This window comes from Eudoraea adriatica DSM 19308, from assembly GCF_000382125.1.
GTDB classification, from domain to species: domain Bacteria; phylum Bacteroidota; class Bacteroidia; order Flavobacteriales; family Flavobacteriaceae; genus Eudoraea; species Eudoraea adriatica.
Map to the genome: position 1 here is coordinate 37670 of NZ_KB907547.1, position 14999 is coordinate 52668.

14 protein-coding genes and 1 tRNA gene are annotated in these 14999 nt (G+C 38.2%); 8 read left to right on the plus strand and 7 right to left on the minus strand.

Annotation, left to right across the window (positions count from 1 at the left end; genetic code table 11):
* Positions 1–4 precede the first annotated feature (4 nt).
* Entirely contained in the window at positions 5–2620 is a 2616-nt protein-coding gene (alaS, locus tag G504_RS0103755) for an alanine--tRNA ligase (protein WP_019668803.1), read from the minus strand.
* A gap of 104 nt (positions 2621–2724) precedes the next feature.
* On the opposite strand from alaS, the gene G504_RS0103760 reads away from it, so the two are divergent.
* Genes G504_RS0103760 through G504_RS0103780 form a run of 5 tightly spaced genes read left to right on the plus strand, consistent with a single transcriptional unit; the run spans position 2725 to position 5870 of the window.
* Positions 2725–3702, plus strand: coding sequence for a M23 family metallopeptidase (locus G504_RS0103760; RefSeq protein WP_019668804.1), 978 nt, complete (start codon positions 2725–2727; stop codon positions 3700–3702).
* Positions 3702–4031 carry a MerR family transcriptional regulator gene (locus G504_RS0103765; protein ID WP_019668805.1) on the plus strand — a complete coding sequence of 110 codons (330 nt, stop codon included), beginning with the start codon at positions 3702–3704 and terminating at the stop codon, positions 4029–4031. Before G504_RS0103760 ends, G504_RS0103765 begins: the two co-directional genes overlap by 1 nt.
* Positions 4032–4059: 28 nt before the next feature.
* Positions 4060–4659 (plus strand): LemA family protein, encoded by a 600-nt coding sequence (locus G504_RS0103770; protein WP_019668806.1) that lies wholly within the window; start codon positions 4060–4062, stop codon positions 4657–4659.
* Between the two features lie 10 nt (positions 4660–4669).
* A complete protein-coding gene (locus G504_RS0103775; RefSeq protein ID WP_019668807.1) occupies positions 4670–5107 on the plus strand; it encodes a TPM domain-containing protein in 438 nt (145 codons plus the stop codon).
* Positions 5088–5870: a TPM domain-containing protein gene (locus G504_RS0103780; protein WP_019668808.1), complete on the plus strand. Its 783-nt coding sequence runs from the start codon at positions 5088–5090 to the stop codon at positions 5868–5870. The genes G504_RS0103775 and G504_RS0103780 overlap by 20 nt, the downstream gene beginning before the upstream one ends.
* Positions 5871–5875: 5 nt before the next feature.
* Here the strand turns inward: G504_RS0103780 and G504_RS0103785 are convergent, their stop codons facing one another.
* From G504_RS0103785 to G504_RS0103795, 3 genes are all read right to left on the minus strand, one after another.
* Positions 5876–6805 (minus strand): DUF2268 domain-containing putative Zn-dependent protease, encoded by a 930-nt coding sequence (locus tag G504_RS0103785; protein WP_019668809.1) that lies wholly within the window; start codon positions 6803–6805, stop codon positions 5876–5878.
* Between the two features lie 78 nt (positions 6806–6883).
* Positions 6884–8185, minus strand: a complete 1302-nt coding sequence (gene der / locus G504_RS0103790; protein ID WP_019668810.1) for a ribosome biogenesis GTPase Der — start codon at positions 8183–8185, stop codon at positions 6884–6886.
* Between the two features lie 92 nt (positions 8186–8277).
* The gene (locus G504_RS0103795) at positions 8278–9009 is read right to left on the minus strand and encodes an acetyltransferase (protein ID WP_019668811.1); all 732 of its coding nucleotides are present in this window, start codon (positions 9007–9009) and stop codon (positions 8278–8280) included.
* A gap of 136 nt (positions 9010–9145) precedes the next feature.
* Between G504_RS0103795 and G504_RS0103800 the strand changes: the two genes are divergently transcribed.
* On the plus strand, positions 9146–9640 hold the full coding sequence (locus tag G504_RS0103800; RefSeq protein WP_019668812.1) for a hypothetical protein: 495 nt from the start codon (positions 9146–9148) through the stop codon (positions 9638–9640).
* Position 9641: 1 nt separating this feature from the next.
* Here G504_RS0103800 and era read toward each other — a convergent pair whose 3' ends face one another.
* Together era and G504_RS0103810 are read right to left on the minus strand one after the other, a co-directional pair.
* Positions 9642–10526, minus strand: a complete 885-nt coding sequence (era, locus tag G504_RS0103805) for a GTPase Era (protein ID WP_019668813.1) — start codon at positions 10524–10526, stop codon at positions 9642–9644.
* On the minus strand, positions 10526–11884 hold the full coding sequence (locus tag G504_RS0103810; RefSeq protein ID WP_019668814.1) for an alanine/glycine:cation symporter family protein: 1359 nt from the start codon (positions 11882–11884) through the stop codon (positions 10526–10528). Before G504_RS0103810 ends, era begins: the two co-directional genes overlap by 1 nt.
* A 325-nt stretch (positions 11885–12209) precedes the next feature.
* Here G504_RS0103810 and G504_RS0103815 point away from each other — a divergent pair.
* A tRNA-Met gene (locus tag G504_RS0103815) sits at positions 12210–12282 on the plus strand.
* Between the two features lie 544 nt (positions 12283–12826).
* Here G504_RS0103815 and G504_RS0103825 read toward each other — a convergent pair.
* Positions 12827–14479, minus strand: a complete 1653-nt coding sequence (locus G504_RS0103825; protein ID WP_019668816.1) for a helix-turn-helix domain-containing protein — start codon at positions 14477–14479, stop codon at positions 12827–12829.
* A gap of 175 nt (positions 14480–14654) precedes the next feature.
* Here G504_RS0103825 and G504_RS18235 point away from each other — a divergent pair, with 175 nt between their 5' ends.
* On the plus strand, positions 14655–14999 hold the full coding sequence (locus G504_RS18235; protein WP_019668817.1) for a P-II family nitrogen regulator: 345 nt from the start codon (positions 14655–14657) through the stop codon (positions 14997–14999).

The following is a 14999-nucleotide window of genomic DNA, read 5'->3' on the forward strand; positions in this document are numbered from 1 at the left end:
TTTCTTATTTCAGATATTCTTTAGCTTTATCAAATGCCAGCGCAATTCCTTCGGGATTTTTACCCCCTGCAGTAGCGAAGAACGGTTGTCCTCCTCCCCCACCATCAATAAACTTTCCTAATTCACGCACAATTTGTCCTGCATTAAGGTTTTTCGATGCCACCAGTTCTTTTGAAATATAACAGGATAACATCACCTTGCCCTCCTGTACTGTAGCCAGCAGAAGAAATAAATTAGTACGACCCTTACCCAATTCAAAAGAAAGATCTTTGATCCCGGAAGCATTTAAATCTACTTTGTCTGCAAGGAATTCTACTTCATTTACGTTCTCAATCTTCTGGATTAAGGATGTTTGTAGGTTTTTAGCCTTTAACCGCATAAGGCCTTCCACCTCCTTTTTCAGTCTTGTGTTCTCTTCCTGCAATGTTATCAGCGCCTTTAAAGGGTCTTTTATCCCTTTTAATTGATCGCGTATTTCCCGTAATACTTTATCATTCTTTTCATAAGACTTTTTTACGGCATCTCCGGTAATAGCTTCAATCCTTCTTATTCCGGCAGCAATAGCACCTTCGGAAACTATTTTAAAATGCCATATAGAGCTCGTATTTTTAACATGCGTTCCTCCGCAAAGTTCAATAGAATTACCAAAGCGCACAGTCCTTACGGTATCTCCGTACTTCTCACCAAAAAGAGCCATTGCACCTTCATCCATTGCGCTTTTTAGCGGTACATTGCGTTTTTCTTCCAGTGGAATCTGAGCAGAAATTCTTGAATTTACAAAATCCTCAACCTCGGCAAGTTGTTCTTCCGTCATTTTGGTGAAATGGGAAAAATCAAATCTCAAATAATTAGCAAGCACCGCAGAGCCCTTTTGCTCCACATGATCGCCTAATATTTGTCTTAAGCCCTGGTGTAGCAAATGAGTTGCAGAATGATTGTTTGATATTCTTTCCCGATAAAGGCTATCCACTACGGCAATCATAGTCTCGTCGGGGTGTATAGGCAGGTTTTTAGAAAAATGTATAATTTCATTATTCTCCTTTTTAGTGTCAAGGATATAAACGACATCGCCATTAGGAACCTCCAAATACCCTTTATCCCCGGCTTGTCCCCCTCCTTCCGGATAAAATGGGGTTAGGTTGAATACCATTTGAAAAAGAGTTCCTTCTTTTTTAGATATTACTTTTCGATATTTAACTAATTTCACCTGGGTTTCAAGAACATCGTAGCCCACAAACTCTTGTACTACGTCATCCATGAGAATTGTCCAGTCTTCTTTAGATATTTCTGAGGCTGCTTTTGAACGGTCTTTCTGTTCCTTCATAGCCTTCTCAAAACCTGCCTTATCTAATTCAAAACCTTTTTCACTAAGAATCAATTCTGTCAGGTCTATAGGAAAGCCAAAAGTGTCGTAAAGCTCAAAAGCTTTTCTGCCATCAATTACCTTTCCCTTTGCATTCTCCAGAACATTATCTAATAAAAATAAACCCTGCTCCAGGGTTTTTAGAAAAGAAGACTCCTCTTCGCGAATTACATTTTCGATACCATTTCGCCTGTCTACCAACTCTGTATATGTATCTCCGAGGATAGATCCTAATGACCCTATCAAACGAAACATAAAAGGTTTCTTTGTATCCAAAAAGGTAAATCCATAACGAACTGCTCGCCTCAAAATTCTGCGAATCACATAACCGGCCCCCGTATTACTTGGTAATTGTCCGTCGGCTATAGAGAAGGCTACCGCCCTCACATGATCTGCAATAACCCTTATAGCGATATCTGTTTCTTCATCCTTTCCGTAGGTAGTATTTGTAATTGTTTCTATTTCCCGGATTAGGGGTGTAAAAATATCGGTGTCATAATTAGATTGCACCCCCTGCAAAACCATACAAAGGCGTTCAAAACCCATACCTGTATCCACATGCTTTTGAGGAAGCGGTTCCAGCTCACCATTCGCTTTTCGGTTATATTGAATAAAAACCAGGTTCCAGATCTCCACTACCTGCGGGTGATCCTTATTTACCAAAGTTGCACCATCCACCTTTTCCTTTTCTTCATCAGATCTTATATCTACATGTATTTCAGAAGAGGGGCCACAGGGTCCCTGCTCTCCCATTTCCCAAAAATTATCCTTTTTATTGCCCTTAATAATTCTATCCTCGGGCACAATGCCCTTCCACAAATTGAAGGCTTCCAAATCCATTTCCAGTTTATCTGAATCCGAACTCCCTTCAAATACGGATACATACAGGCTGTTCTTATCAATTTTACATACCCTGGTCAGGAATTCCCACGCCCAGTTTATGGCTTCCGCTTTGAAATAATCCCCGAAGCTCCAATTGCCAAGCATTTCAAACATTGTATGGTGGTAGGTGTCTTTACCCACCTCTTCCAGATCATTGTGCTTACCACTCACCCGAAGGCACTTTTGCGTATCCGCCACTCTTGGGTGCTTTATGGGCGAATTGCCCAAAAAGTACTCCTTAAACTGATTCATACCTGCATTGGTAAACATTAAAGTAGGGTCATCTTTTATGACCATAGGCGCAGAAGGCACAATTTTGTGGTTCTTTTCCTTAAAAAAATTCAAAAAATTTGCTCTTATTTCCCTGGAAGTCATCTAAAATGGCAAGGTTTTATTAAATTTAATGGTTTGTGCAAAACAATTTTTATATTTGTTTGTTTTGATAAGACGAAAGCACAAAAATAGGATAAAATCCATTCATGTCTAAAGTAAAATACTATTACGATCCGGACACCCTTTCATATCGAAAGATAGAGCCAAAGAAATCCCGGCGTTACAGGAATATTTTCCTTTTTACCCTGGGTTCAATAATCTCAGGTCTGCTGGGTTTAATTCTTTTGCTCAATACCAACGTTTTAAATACTCCCAGAGAACTTTCACTGCAAAGGGAGGCCAGGAATTATGAATTGCGCTTTGAGCTGCTTAATAAAAAGATGGCGCAAATGGAGCAGGTTCTGGCCAATATCGAAGATAGGGATAACAATATTTACCGACTTTATTTTGAGGCCAATCCTATACCAGAAGAACAGCGAAAAGCCGGATTTGGCGGGGTAAACAGGTACAAATCCCTGGAAGGATTCAATAATTCGGAGATGATAATTTCTACTACGACACGCCTGGATATTATACAAAAACAGATGGTAATTCAGTCTAAATCTCTGGACGAAATTACCAAACTGGCAGAGGAAAAAGAAAAGCTTTTGGCGGCTATCCCCGCCATACAGCCCGTAAATAACGAAGAACTAACGCGAATGGCATCCGGATTCGGATGGCGGTCAGACCCTTTTACGAAGGCAAGAAAGATGCATCGAGGTATGGATTTTACGGCACCTAAAGGCACACCTGTTTATGCTTCCGGAGATGGTGTGGTACAACGTGCAGATAATAGTGCCTCTGGTTATGGAAAGCATATTCGGATAGATCATGGATATGGGTATATGACATTGTATGCGCATTTAAGCAAATACAACGTAAACAGGCGTCAAAAAGTGAAACGTGGAGATCTTATAGGCTTTGTAGGTAGTACCGGCAGATCTGAAGCACCCCATGTTCACTATGAAGTGTGGAAGGATGGTCAGCGTATAAATCCTATAAATTTCTACTATGGAAGTTTATCTGCCGAGGAATTTGAAAACATGTTGAAATTTGCAACACAGGAAAATCAATCACTGGATTAATGCATATAGAATTACCCGAAAAATGTTATTATGGAATTGGCGAAGTTGCCAGGGCATTCGACGTTAATACGTCCCTCATTCGATTCTGGGAGAAGGAATTTGATGTTATCCAACCCAAAAAAAACGCAAAAGGCAATCGGAAATTCACTCCTAAAGACATCCAGAATCTTCAACTGATATATCATTTGGTCAAAGAGCGCGGATTTACGCTTGAAGGGGCCAAAACACATTTGCGTGAAGAAAGACAAAAGACATTATCTAATTTTGAAATCATTCAAAAGCTCGAGGGAATCAAAGCAGAACTGATCAAAATTAAAAGTCAACTTTAAACCTATACATTAAATTAATTATACGATTATGAAAAAATGGTTAATTCCCGTAATTATCCTCCTGGTCCTTGCATTTGCTATTTATAATTGGGCTGTTGGATTCAACAATACATCCGTAGAATATGAAGCCAATGCTAAAACGGCCTGGTCTAATGTGGAAAGTTCCTATCAAAGAAGAAATGATCTGATTGGAAATTTGGTAAAAACAGTACAGGGTGCTGCAGATTTTGAAAGAGGTACGCTTACCGATGTCATTGAAGCTCGTGCAAAGGCTACTTCTACAACTATAGACGTAGACGACCTGAGCCCCGAAAAAATGGCAGCCTTCCAGGAAGCACAGACAGGGTTATCCTCGGCCCTCTCGCGTTTATTGGTTACCGTGGAAAGATATCCGGATTTAAAGGCAAATCAAAATTTCCTTGAATTGCAATCTCAGCTCGAGGGCACAGAAAACCGAATTAATGTGGCCAGAGACAGGTACAACGAACAGGTCAATATCTATGATATCTACACCTCAAAATTCCCCAACAAAATATTAGCCGGTTGGTTTGGCTTTGAGGAAATGGCTAGGTACCAGGCAAATCCAGGCTCTGAAAATGCCCCCGATGTGAATTTTGAATTTAACTAATTCAGCTCCCATGTCAAAAGTAGAAGATTTCTTAACTGCTGATGAAGAACAGGAAATTGTTAATGCCATTCTTGATTCAGAAAAGAATACTTCCGGAGAAATACGTGTGCACATAGAAACTTCAACTTCCGGAGATCATTATCTGAGGGCGCAGGAAGTCTTTCATTTATTGAAAATGGATAATACCAGGGAAAGTAATGGGGTTTTAATATATGTTGCCGTGGATGACAAGAAATTTGTAATCTGCGGAGATAAAGGAATTAACGAGGTGGTTCCAAAAGGCTTCTGGGATACCACGAAAGATGTCATCCAGAACAAATTCAAAGAAGGAAAATTTAAAGAAGGAATTATAAACGGAATCCTCATGGCCGGTAATGAATTGCAGGCCCACTTTCCATGGAAACCCAACGACACAAATGAATTGAGCAATGAGGTATCTAAAACTTAGTCTTCTTCTCTTATTATTTTCCGGGAGCACTGCTTTAGCTCAATTCACAATTCCTGATAAACCAAAACTCCAAACCAGTGTTTACGATTATTACGGTTTATTATCCGATACTGACAAGAATGCTCTGGAACAGAAGCTGATAAGATACTCTGACAGTACCTCCACTCAAATAGTAGTTGCCATCATAGCATCAACAGAAGGTGAAAACATTAACTACCTGGGCGCCCAGTGGGGACAGGCATGGGGCATAGGGCAGGCAAATGAGGACAACGGAATACTAATCCTCCTGGCGCGGGAAGACCGCAGGATTGCCATTAACACGGGTTATGGCGTAGAAGCCTTACTCACCGATGCATTATCCAAAAGAATAATAGAGAATGTGATTATTCCCGAATTTAAGGAAGATAATTACTATGCCGGACTAGACAAAGGATCAGACGCCATCTTTAGTGTTTTAACAGGTGAATTTAAAGCGGAAAGCGATCCGGGAGGAAACGGGGAATTCCCCTTTGGGGCATTTCTGCCAATTATCATTTTTATTGTTATTATAATTATTCTCAGCAGCCGTAATAAAAGAGGCGGCGGCAAAGGAAGGGGTCGTAAAAGGGGCATAGACCTTTGGGATATAATCATCCTCAGCAATATGGGCCGCGGAGGATATGGAGGATCATCATCTTCCGGAGGAGGATTTGGAAGCGGTGGTTTTGGCGGTGGCTTCGGTGGAGGCGGTTTTGGGGGTGGTGGTGCGTCCGGAGGCTGGTAGGCGTCCTAAAATTGAATTGGATAACCACTTTTGGCAAGAAATTCTTTTGGATCGGTAATGGCAAGAATATCCTGAATAGCAACCTCTTTATCTTCGGCATTTTCGTAGTAGGCTTTAATGATCTTATAGCCCACGGCATACCCCAATAAAATAGGACGATCTTTTTGATCTAATGATTCCCACAACCAATAACTGCTATCCTGTTTATTTAAGTCTTTCTCGAACTTATCCCGTAACGCCTTTTCGTCATCTTCAAAATATTTTAACTGGCTGTAGTCTCCCTCATTATCGCGAATTAGATAGTAATTTATAAATTGGGCGCCACCCTCTCTCAATATCAAATCGAGCATGTTATTTGGTTTGCTGTAGGTCCCAACATACGTTTGGAAACCAAGGGACCTTGCCTGCTGAAAATGTGCAAGTTCATGGATAATTACATTAATCAATCGGTCTGGTCTTTTAAGGCTCCTAACAACGGTTATCAGCTGGCCTTGTGGTGAAGCCTGCGCTATTCCCCTATTCGCACCAATTAACAAATAAGTTGGCGGGTACATTGCATCCGGGATTTTTTGGCCAAACTTTACAAACTCTTTTAGCACTTGTTCATTAAACTCTGACAAAGAATCCAAAAAATAGGGAATCTCTGCATACGCCTCAGGAGCATTTCTAATGGCGCTACTTAAATTTTCCGGGGTTAATCCGTGCCTGTTACAATATTCTTTTAGTCCCGAAGATCCTTTATCAAAATAATATTCCCGTAGTATAGCCAAAGAATCCGATTCCGGGTTCAATAATTTATAGGCTTCTATAAAATTAACTATATCCGTACTTATAATAGATGCATCGGCTGGTGTTAAAGGGTATGCAGGCTGCCCCAGAGCTTTAAAACTTAGTATCCCGAAACAAATTATGGTAAAGTAAAATTTTGATATCATGAGTCAGTGTGGATTGGTTCATCTTTGCTAAAGAATAACAAAATGCAAAATTGTTACAAAAGAACCAAAATCTTAAGGCTATTTTTTTCTCATAAAGATGGTTACGGGCACGCCCGTAAATTCAAAATTCTCACGCAGTTTATTCTCCAGAAATCGTTTATAGGGTTCCCGGACATACTGGGGAAGGTTGCAGAAGAACGCAAATTGCGGATAAGGAGTGGGGAGTTGGGTAATATATTTAATTTTTACATATTTTCCCTTATAGGCCGGAGGCGGGGTATGCTCAATTATAGGGAGCAAAACATCATTCAGTTTGCGGGTCGCTATTCGTTTAGAACGGTTCTTATAAACCTCAACAGCCGTTTCTATGGCTTTAAAGATTCGCTGCTTGGTCAGAACTGATATAAAAAGGATAGGCACGTCCGTAAACGGTTCAATGGCCTGCTTTATTCTTTGGGTGTATAGCTTAACAGCGTGGGTATCCTTCTCTACCAGATCCCATTTATTAACAAGGATAACTATTCCTTTGTGGTTGCGCTGTGCAAGCCAGAAAATGTTTGCTACCTGTCCGTCAAATCCACGGGTAGCATCGAATAAAAGCAAACAAACATCACAATGCTCTATGGCTCTCACCGAGCGCATAACGGAATAAAATTCAAGATCCTCTTTTACCTTTGCTTTGCGTCGAATCCCTGCGGTATCTACCAAATTAAACTCAAAGCCAAAGCGGTTGTATTTTGTGTCTATACTATCTCGTGTAGTCCCTGCGATATCGGTAACAATATACCTTTCTTCACCTATCAATGCATTGATAAAAGAAGACTTCCCTGCATTGGGCCTTCCTACGACTGCAAACCTTGGAAGCTCATCGTCTGCTTCTTCGCTTTCAGGCAATATTTCAACAAGGGCATCCAGTAATTCACCTGTGCCGCTGCCATTAATGCTGGAAAGGTTGTAATAATCTCCTAATCCGAGTGAATAAAATTCTACAGCATCCTCTGCCCGTTTTGCATTATCAACCTTATTTACTGCCAAAAAAACAGGTTTTTTAGCACGGCGCAATAAATTGGCTACATCCTCATCCATACCAGTGACTCCGGTTTCTACATCTACCATAAAAATTATGGCATCTGCCTCATCAATAGCCAGTTCTACCTGCTTGTCTATTTCCTGTTCAAAGATATCATCACTGCCAAGGACATAGCCTCCGGTATCTATTAACGAAAATTCCTTCCCATTCCAGTCACTCTTTCCATAGTGCCTGTCCCGGGTTACTCCGCTTACCGCATCTACGATGGCTTCACGTCTTTGTATTAATCGATTAAAGAATGTAGATTTTCCAACATTCGGCCTCCCTACTATGGCTACTATGGCGCCCATACTTGCAAATTAGGGTGCAAAGGTAGTACTAATCCAGGGAATAATTGAATTTCTTTATAAGGCAAAATTTAATGTTCAAAAAACAATAATGCTTATTTAACGCGAAATATTTGATTATAATGGGTCGATGAAATTGCAGACTTTAACGTTTTTCTATTAAGTGATAAGTAAGATTCTCCAATAGATCTATTTCTGATAATCTTAGATGGTGAGCCATAAGACAATAAATGGCTTCCAAGATTATTTAACACTAAAGCCCCAGCACCCACAACAGTATGTTCCCCTATTTTAATATTCTCTATAATTTGAGCCCCTAAACAAATAGCTGAATAACCGCCTAATTCAAAATTTCCTCCTGTACATACTCCAGGGGCCAAACTGGAAAATTCATGCATATTACCATCATGATCTAGAGAAGACAATGTATTTAAAATACAATGATTTCCTATTGTTGAATTTGAATTTATTATTACTCCCGGCATAATAACAACTCCTGAACCAATAGTCACATTATTACCAATCACAGTATTAGGGTGAATTGATGAAATGAAGTTAAAATCTGGTACAATTTTAGTAATCTTTTTGACTAGGATACTTCTTGACCAATTATCCCCAACAGCGACTATGCCCTCTCTAAGATTATACTTATTGATCAAAAAAGGAAGTTCATATTCAGAGCCCAAAATTGGGTATCCATTGTGCTTACTGCCTTTTTTCTTAAACGAATCTAAGAATCCCGCAACCTTATATTTACCTTCTTTTTCAATACAATCTAAAACAGAGCTACCATGACCTGATGCACCAAAAATTATTATATCTTTCATCTTAAGAATCAATTTTGGTAATTTATCGATTAAACCGTACCGTTCATCGATATTTCAAATATACTAATATATATTGTAATGGTATTATTCAATGCTTTAGAAAAGAATATTATTTAGAATTTTCAATTAACTGCTTATGAAAAAACTGCCTAACGATATTGTTCTAAGGCCAAGGTTTCAGCTGGAGCTCTCACAACCAAAGGAAAGTGCCCTGGTATCTTTTGAGAAAAAAAATAAGGAACCCTTTCTGATTAACAGGGTAGATGATCATGTCTTTATAAAATTCCAAAAGAAAGAGGTTCATTTCTGGTCGCCACAATTGCATTTGGAAATTAATGAAATAGATACTGAAAACTGCAAAGTATATGGGCTTTTTGGCCCTAACCCCACGCTCTGGACATTTTTTATGTTTTTACATTTTGGGGTGGGAACATTTTTTATAATCTTCGGTATCTGGGCGTATTCCAGTGCTTCTTTAGATAAATCCTATGGATTACAACTGGGCGCCATGATATTTATGGTTGTCCTGTGGTTTGTTTTATATGCTTTTGGCAGGGCAGGCAGGAGAAAAGGCAAACCGCAAATGAACCAGTTGTTCCATTTCATGCGGGAGGTTTTAAAATTACATTAATTTACTTTTGATCGTACCCAAACCTTCGAAGTTGTCTCGGGTCGCTTCGCCAGTTTTTGTTCACTTTTACATATAGTTCAATATGGACCTGTTTGTCAAAGAATTTTTCCAGATCCTTTCTGGCAGCGATTCCTACCCGTTTTAGGGCAGCACCTTTATGCCCGATTATTATTCCTTTTTGAGAATCGCGCTCTACCATAATTACGGATCTTATCCGGATTATCTTTTCATCCTCCAAAAATTCTTCTGTTTCGATCTCAACAGAATAGGGAATCTCCTTTTTATAATATTCCAGAATTTTTTCACGTATAATTTCGTTAACAAAAAAACGTTCCGGTTTATCCGTTAACTGATCCTTTGGAAAATAAGGAGGAGCTTCCGGCAATAATTCCAAAATACGTTCAAATACTTCTTTTACATTGAAGTTTCGCAGGGCAGAAATTGGATGTATCTCTGCAGAAGGAAGTTGTTCCTGCCAGTACCTTATTTGCTCTTCAAGTGTGTGTTGATCCGAAGCATCAATTTTATTAAGCAAAAGCAGCACCGGAATCTTAGTATTTTTTAGCTTTTCAAGAAAAGAAGTGTCCTTTAATCCTTTTTCACCAATCTCGACCATGTAAATCAGAATATCCGCGTCTTCAAAGGCCGATTTTACAAATTTCATCATTGAATCCTGCAATTCATAGGCAGGTTTAATAATGCCGGGCGTATCCGAAAGTATCACCTGGAAATCCTCACCGTTCACAATTCCCAGGATGCGATGCCTGGTGGTCTGGGCTTTAGCAGTGATAATAGACAGCTTTTCCCCTATAAAAGCATTCATAAGGGTAGATTTCCCCACATTGGGATTCCCGATAATATTTACAAAACCTGCTTTGTGGGCCATTATACGTTGATTTTAGAAAAATAAGTTTTCATAGCTATATTAACTCTTGGCGACAAATAGAGCACCGCAATCATATTAGGGATTACCATAAGTGCAAAAGACAGGTCAATTAAATTCACCACAAGATCTACAGAAGCCACCGCTGCAAAAGTAATACTACCCACGTAAATATAATTATACAGTTTCCCCACTTTAACATTGGTTAAAAACGATAGGCATTTGGTGCCATAGTAAGAATATGTAAAGAGTGTTGACAATGCAAAGGCAGAGACAATAACCATTAATAGCACATCCCCATAACCAAAGAGCGATTTCTTAAACGCAATCAGGGTCATAACAATCCCATTGCTCTCCGCATCCAAATAGGCGCCACTTAAAATAATAACCACTGCTGTTAAGGTGCACACAACTATAGTATCTATAAAGGGTCCTAACATGGCAACCAACCCTTCCTGAACAGGCTCCGTAGTTTTGGATTGCCCGTGGTACATTGGTGCGTTACCCACTCCGGATTCATTGGAAAAAACGGCCCGTCTTATCCCAATGATTATGAGACCCCATAAACCTCCCTGAACAGCTGTTTTGAAATTAAATGCTTCTGCAAGAATTAGCTTTAAAGAGGGCCAGATTTCCCCCGCATTCATAGCCATAATTACTATAACAGCGAACAAATACAAAAGGACCATAAAAGGAACAATTGCCGTAGCTACTTTTGCAATTTTCTTTAAGCCACCGAAAATAACAAAAGAGGTTATGATACTCAACACAATACCAATGCCAAATTTCCAATTGAATTCACCAAAAACCGCAATAGTTTCGTTGGGGTTAATGACCCCCATCAGGGTTTGTGTAAACTGGTTTGTGGTAAAAGCAGGCAGCACTCCAAAAAGTCCTGCAATACAAAAGAAGACTGCCAAAGGCCTTGCTTTTTTGCCCATTCCCATCGTTATATAATACATGGGGCCGCCCTGCAAATTTCCGGCACTATCCTTATCCCGGTACATTATTGCAAGGCTGCAGGAATAGAATTTGATGCACATCCCTACCAGTGCTGTCATCCAGATCCAGAATACAACACCCGGACCACCCAGATAGATGGCAATAGCCACCCCTGAAATATTCCCCAACCCTACGGTAGCCGCAACTGCTGAAGACAGTGCCTGGAGATGACTTACCTCACCCGGATCATCGGGATTATCGTATTTCCCTGAGGTTATTAAAATTGCGTGTTTAAAATAGCGATATGGGAGCAATTTGGAGTAGGCAACCAGGTAAAGCCCTCCGCCGACTATTAAAAAGAGCATTACCCATTCCGTATAGGGAAGCACGGCTGCTAAAAAGTCATTGAATATCTTCATAAATAAACTTAAGCCCCGAAGTTATACAATTTAAGCTTTTGGGATGTGTCCTGGGATAAATAATTCCGGCATGAAGTTTTGATATAACTAAAAAAGCATCGTATATTTGCCGTCCACATCGCGGGGTAGAGCAGTATCCTTCGATTCCTCAGGACAGGGTACCTACTCGACCTTGGGAAAAGAATAAAAAACACTGCCAGTAAAAATATTGAAAGTTCACATCGCGGGGTAGAGCAGTATCCTTCGATTCCTCAGGACAGGGTACCTACTCGACCTTGGGAAAAGAATAAAAAACACTGCCAGTAAAAATATTGAAAGTTCACATCGCGGGGTAGAGCAGTAGGTAGCTCGTCGGGCTCATAACCCGAAGGTCGCTGGTTCGAGTCCAGTCCCCGCTACAAAGAAAACCAGATATGAAAGTATCTGGTTTTTTTATGGAACAAACGGCCAAGCTTGCTTGAGTCGTTTTGTGAAATAAAAAAATAGATAGCGCCTTGCGCTATTGGTTTTCTTTGTAAAGCCACTCCCCAGGCCGCTTCCGATCCGCTTAAGTTTTAACGAAAGTGGAGAGGAAGCAATCCAGTCCTTTATTGAAATTCAAATCTCAATAGTTGTGCTGAATATCTATCACTTTCTTTGCGAAAAACCAAGTTTACTTGAGCTTTTGAACGAAGGAAAAGAAACAGCATCGGTTTAGCGAGGTTGGTAGCTTTCTTTGTAAAGCCACCCCCAAGGCCCATTTCATGCGAAGCCATGAAATGAATCCAGTCCCCGCTACTAATATTAAAGTCAATTATTTGATAAACAAATAATTGACTTTTTTTCTTCCCGAATATTGTCCGAATAGTCTTAAAAGTAGCATTTTTCGTAGAGTCGATAGTTTTGTGATATCATAAGTTTTTAATTAGCCTGGTGCTTCTTTTACAAACTAAAATTATTAAATTAAATGGTTTTAGATTTATTTAAAAATTTCTCCTTTATATATCTCTCACTATAACCTACTCTTTTAGAAATGTCTTTAATAGAAAGGCCATTTTGATACATTTCAATAGCTGTTTCTTTTTTGCAATCTATTAGGACCTCCAAAGTTGTTTTTCCCTTCTTTGAAAGTTTTCTATTTAATTGAACTCTTGAAATCTTGATGTGATTAGACAGTTGCTCTACTGAGAGAATATTATTTTCTTTAATTATTGTTTTAAGATTCTCAATCGAAATTTCATTTTGTCTAAATAAATTATTTGGTTCCTGTTTGGCATAATATTTTTGTCTAAAAAGTATTATAGATGTCATTATAACCAATAAAATCAAAATTCCATATATGTATGGGTTAAGCCCATTTTGATTTTTCTTGTAATCAACTATTTGCAAATTATAATGGTTATTTAACCAAGCTTCTAAAGAATTAGCAGAGATTACATACAGCCCATTTATTGACCCTGCGTACAATAGCTCTTTATCATAATTCAAAGCATGTCTATTAAATTCCGTTTTAGAGACAATTGGAATTTTTAAGGAATTAACCCATGCATACAGACCTTGGAAGTTGGAGAAAATTAAATTTCCTTTAAAATCAAGCAGTTCATAAAATTCAGTTGAATTGCTAATTTGCTTGACCTCATCTTCTGAAAGTATAAACAATCCTGATTTACCTCCAATTAAAATATCATCATTTACAATTTCAATATCTTCAAAGGAATAATTGGTTTGAATTTTCTTTATATTTAATTGATTTGATATTCGATAAATGGCTCCTGTTCTAGATATTGTAATCAATTCTGAATCTATACTAATGGCTCTAGTTATTTCATCCTCGATTAGAAATGTAGAGGCCTCTTTTGTCTCCAGGTTAAATATGGCTACGCCATTATGAAAAATTATAAAAATATTGTCTCCGAATTCTATAAGTTGTATAATCTCATTTGACAGCGGAAATATCTTAAAAATATCTAATTTGTTAGTAGCCCTATCATATTTGAACAATTGATTGTCACGACAGAGAAAATAGTTCGATCCCACCCTTACAAATTCACCATTGGAATAGGCCCCAATCTTTTTCCCGTCGAATTTATCATGGGCGATCAACTCTCCCCCAAAAACGCCAGAATATGTTGAAATGATGCGTAAACCATCATCAGAATATATATGACGTACGGATTTGCCTTTATATTTTAAATTGGTCAGCATATTAATATGATACTCTAAAACATTTCCGTTGTAACATAAGTAGAGAGTATTATCAATTCTCGCTTTAGTTATTAAGGCATTGTATCGTCCAGGCAGTATGTCTCTGACTAGAGTTTCAGAAACGCGATATTCATCTAAGATCTGCATACCATGACTCCAAAAAAAACCATTCCCAACATAATTTTTATTAATAATTGAAAACCTTAATGCTCCTGGCTCTAAATAATTCAATCTTCCATTTCGATAATCATAGATTGAATCACCAATTCTTAGAAATAGATTATTGCCATCAGTTGATATGTTATTTACGTACTGGCCAAAATTATGTGACTGCCTAAATATAGTATCTTGAGCGTAAGTACTTAAAACAATTGAAAAATATATAAATGCTGTTATTTTTGAAAAGTTCATTCTTCATTTATTACACAATATGCGTGTAATGTAACAAATATTGCTTTAAATGATAATTATTTGTTAAAAAAAAAGCATCTATAATAATAAAATAAACGCAAACCATTATGAAGGTTGCAATTTATAATGGTTTATTTTGCGGTATACATTTATTTAACTAATAAAAATTAGCAATATGATAAAAATTGAAGCTAAAATTAGGAAATCTAAATTCAAAGAGGTAAAACGAACTTTAATTAAGGAAGGATTTGAATCATTTAATTATCATCTAACTAGGTGTATAAGTAAAAAATCTGAAAAAAGGTTTTATCGTGGTGTTGAATTTGATACAATCTCTTCAGAAAGAATTGATTTTTCAATTTACATTAATGATAAGGATGTTAAGAATGTTTTAGATATTATAGTGAATACTGGCACGACTGGAGATGCAGATGATTCCCTTATAGGTGTATTTAAGTTAACACAAGCTTTTATGGTTAAAAATAGTGATGGTAGTGATAAATTAATTGAGAAAATATAA

Bases quoted from the DNA above. Each gene is read 5' to 3' on its own strand.
- G504_RS0103765 (WP_019668805.1), top strand. From the start codon at position 3,702: ATGCATATAGAATTACCCGAAAAATGTTATTATGGAATTGGCGAAGTT.
- G504_RS0103800 (WP_019668812.1), top strand. From the start codon at position 9,146: ATGAAAAAACTGCCTAACGATATTGTTCTAAGGCCAAGGTTTCAGCTG.
- G504_RS0103785 (WP_019668809.1), bottom strand. From the start codon at position 6,805: ATGATATCAAAATTTTACTTTACCATAATTTGTTTCGGGATACTAAGT.
- G504_RS0103825 (WP_019668816.1), bottom strand. From the start codon at position 14,479: ATGAACTTTTCAAAAATAACAGCATTTATATATTTTTCAATTGTTTTA.
- G504_RS0103770 (WP_019668806.1), top strand. From the start codon at position 4,060: ATGAAAAAATGGTTAATTCCCGTAATTATCCTCCTGGTCCTTGCATTT.
- era (WP_019668813.1), bottom strand. From the start codon at position 10,526: ATGGCCCACAAAGCAGGTTTTGTAAATATTATCGGGAATCCCAATGTG.
- der (WP_019668810.1), bottom strand. From the start codon at position 8,185: ATGGGCGCCATAGTAGCCATAGTAGGGAGGCCGAATGTTGGAAAATCT.
- G504_RS0103780 (WP_019668808.1), top strand. From the start codon at position 5,088: ATGAGGTATCTAAAACTTAGTCTTCTTCTCTTATTATTTTCCGGGAGC.
- G504_RS0103810 (WP_019668814.1), bottom strand. From the start codon at position 11,884: ATGAAGATATTCAATGACTTTTTAGCAGCCGTGCTTCCCTATACGGAA.
- alaS (WP_019668803.1), bottom strand. From the start codon at position 2,620: ATGACTTCCAGGGAAATAAGAGCAAATTTTTTGAATTTTTTTAAGGAA.
- G504_RS0103775 (WP_019668807.1), top strand. From the start codon at position 4,670: ATGTCAAAAGTAGAAGATTTCTTAACTGCTGATGAAGAACAGGAAATT.
- G504_RS18235 (WP_019668817.1), top strand. From the start codon at position 14,655: ATGATAAAAATTGAAGCTAAAATTAGGAAATCTAAATTCAAAGAGGTA.
- G504_RS0103760 (WP_019668804.1), top strand. From the start codon at position 2,725: ATGTCTAAAGTAAAATACTATTACGATCCGGACACCCTTTCATATCGA.
- G504_RS0103795 (WP_019668811.1), bottom strand. From the start codon at position 9,009: ATGAAAGATATAATAATTTTTGGTGCATCAGGTCATGGTAGCTCTGTT.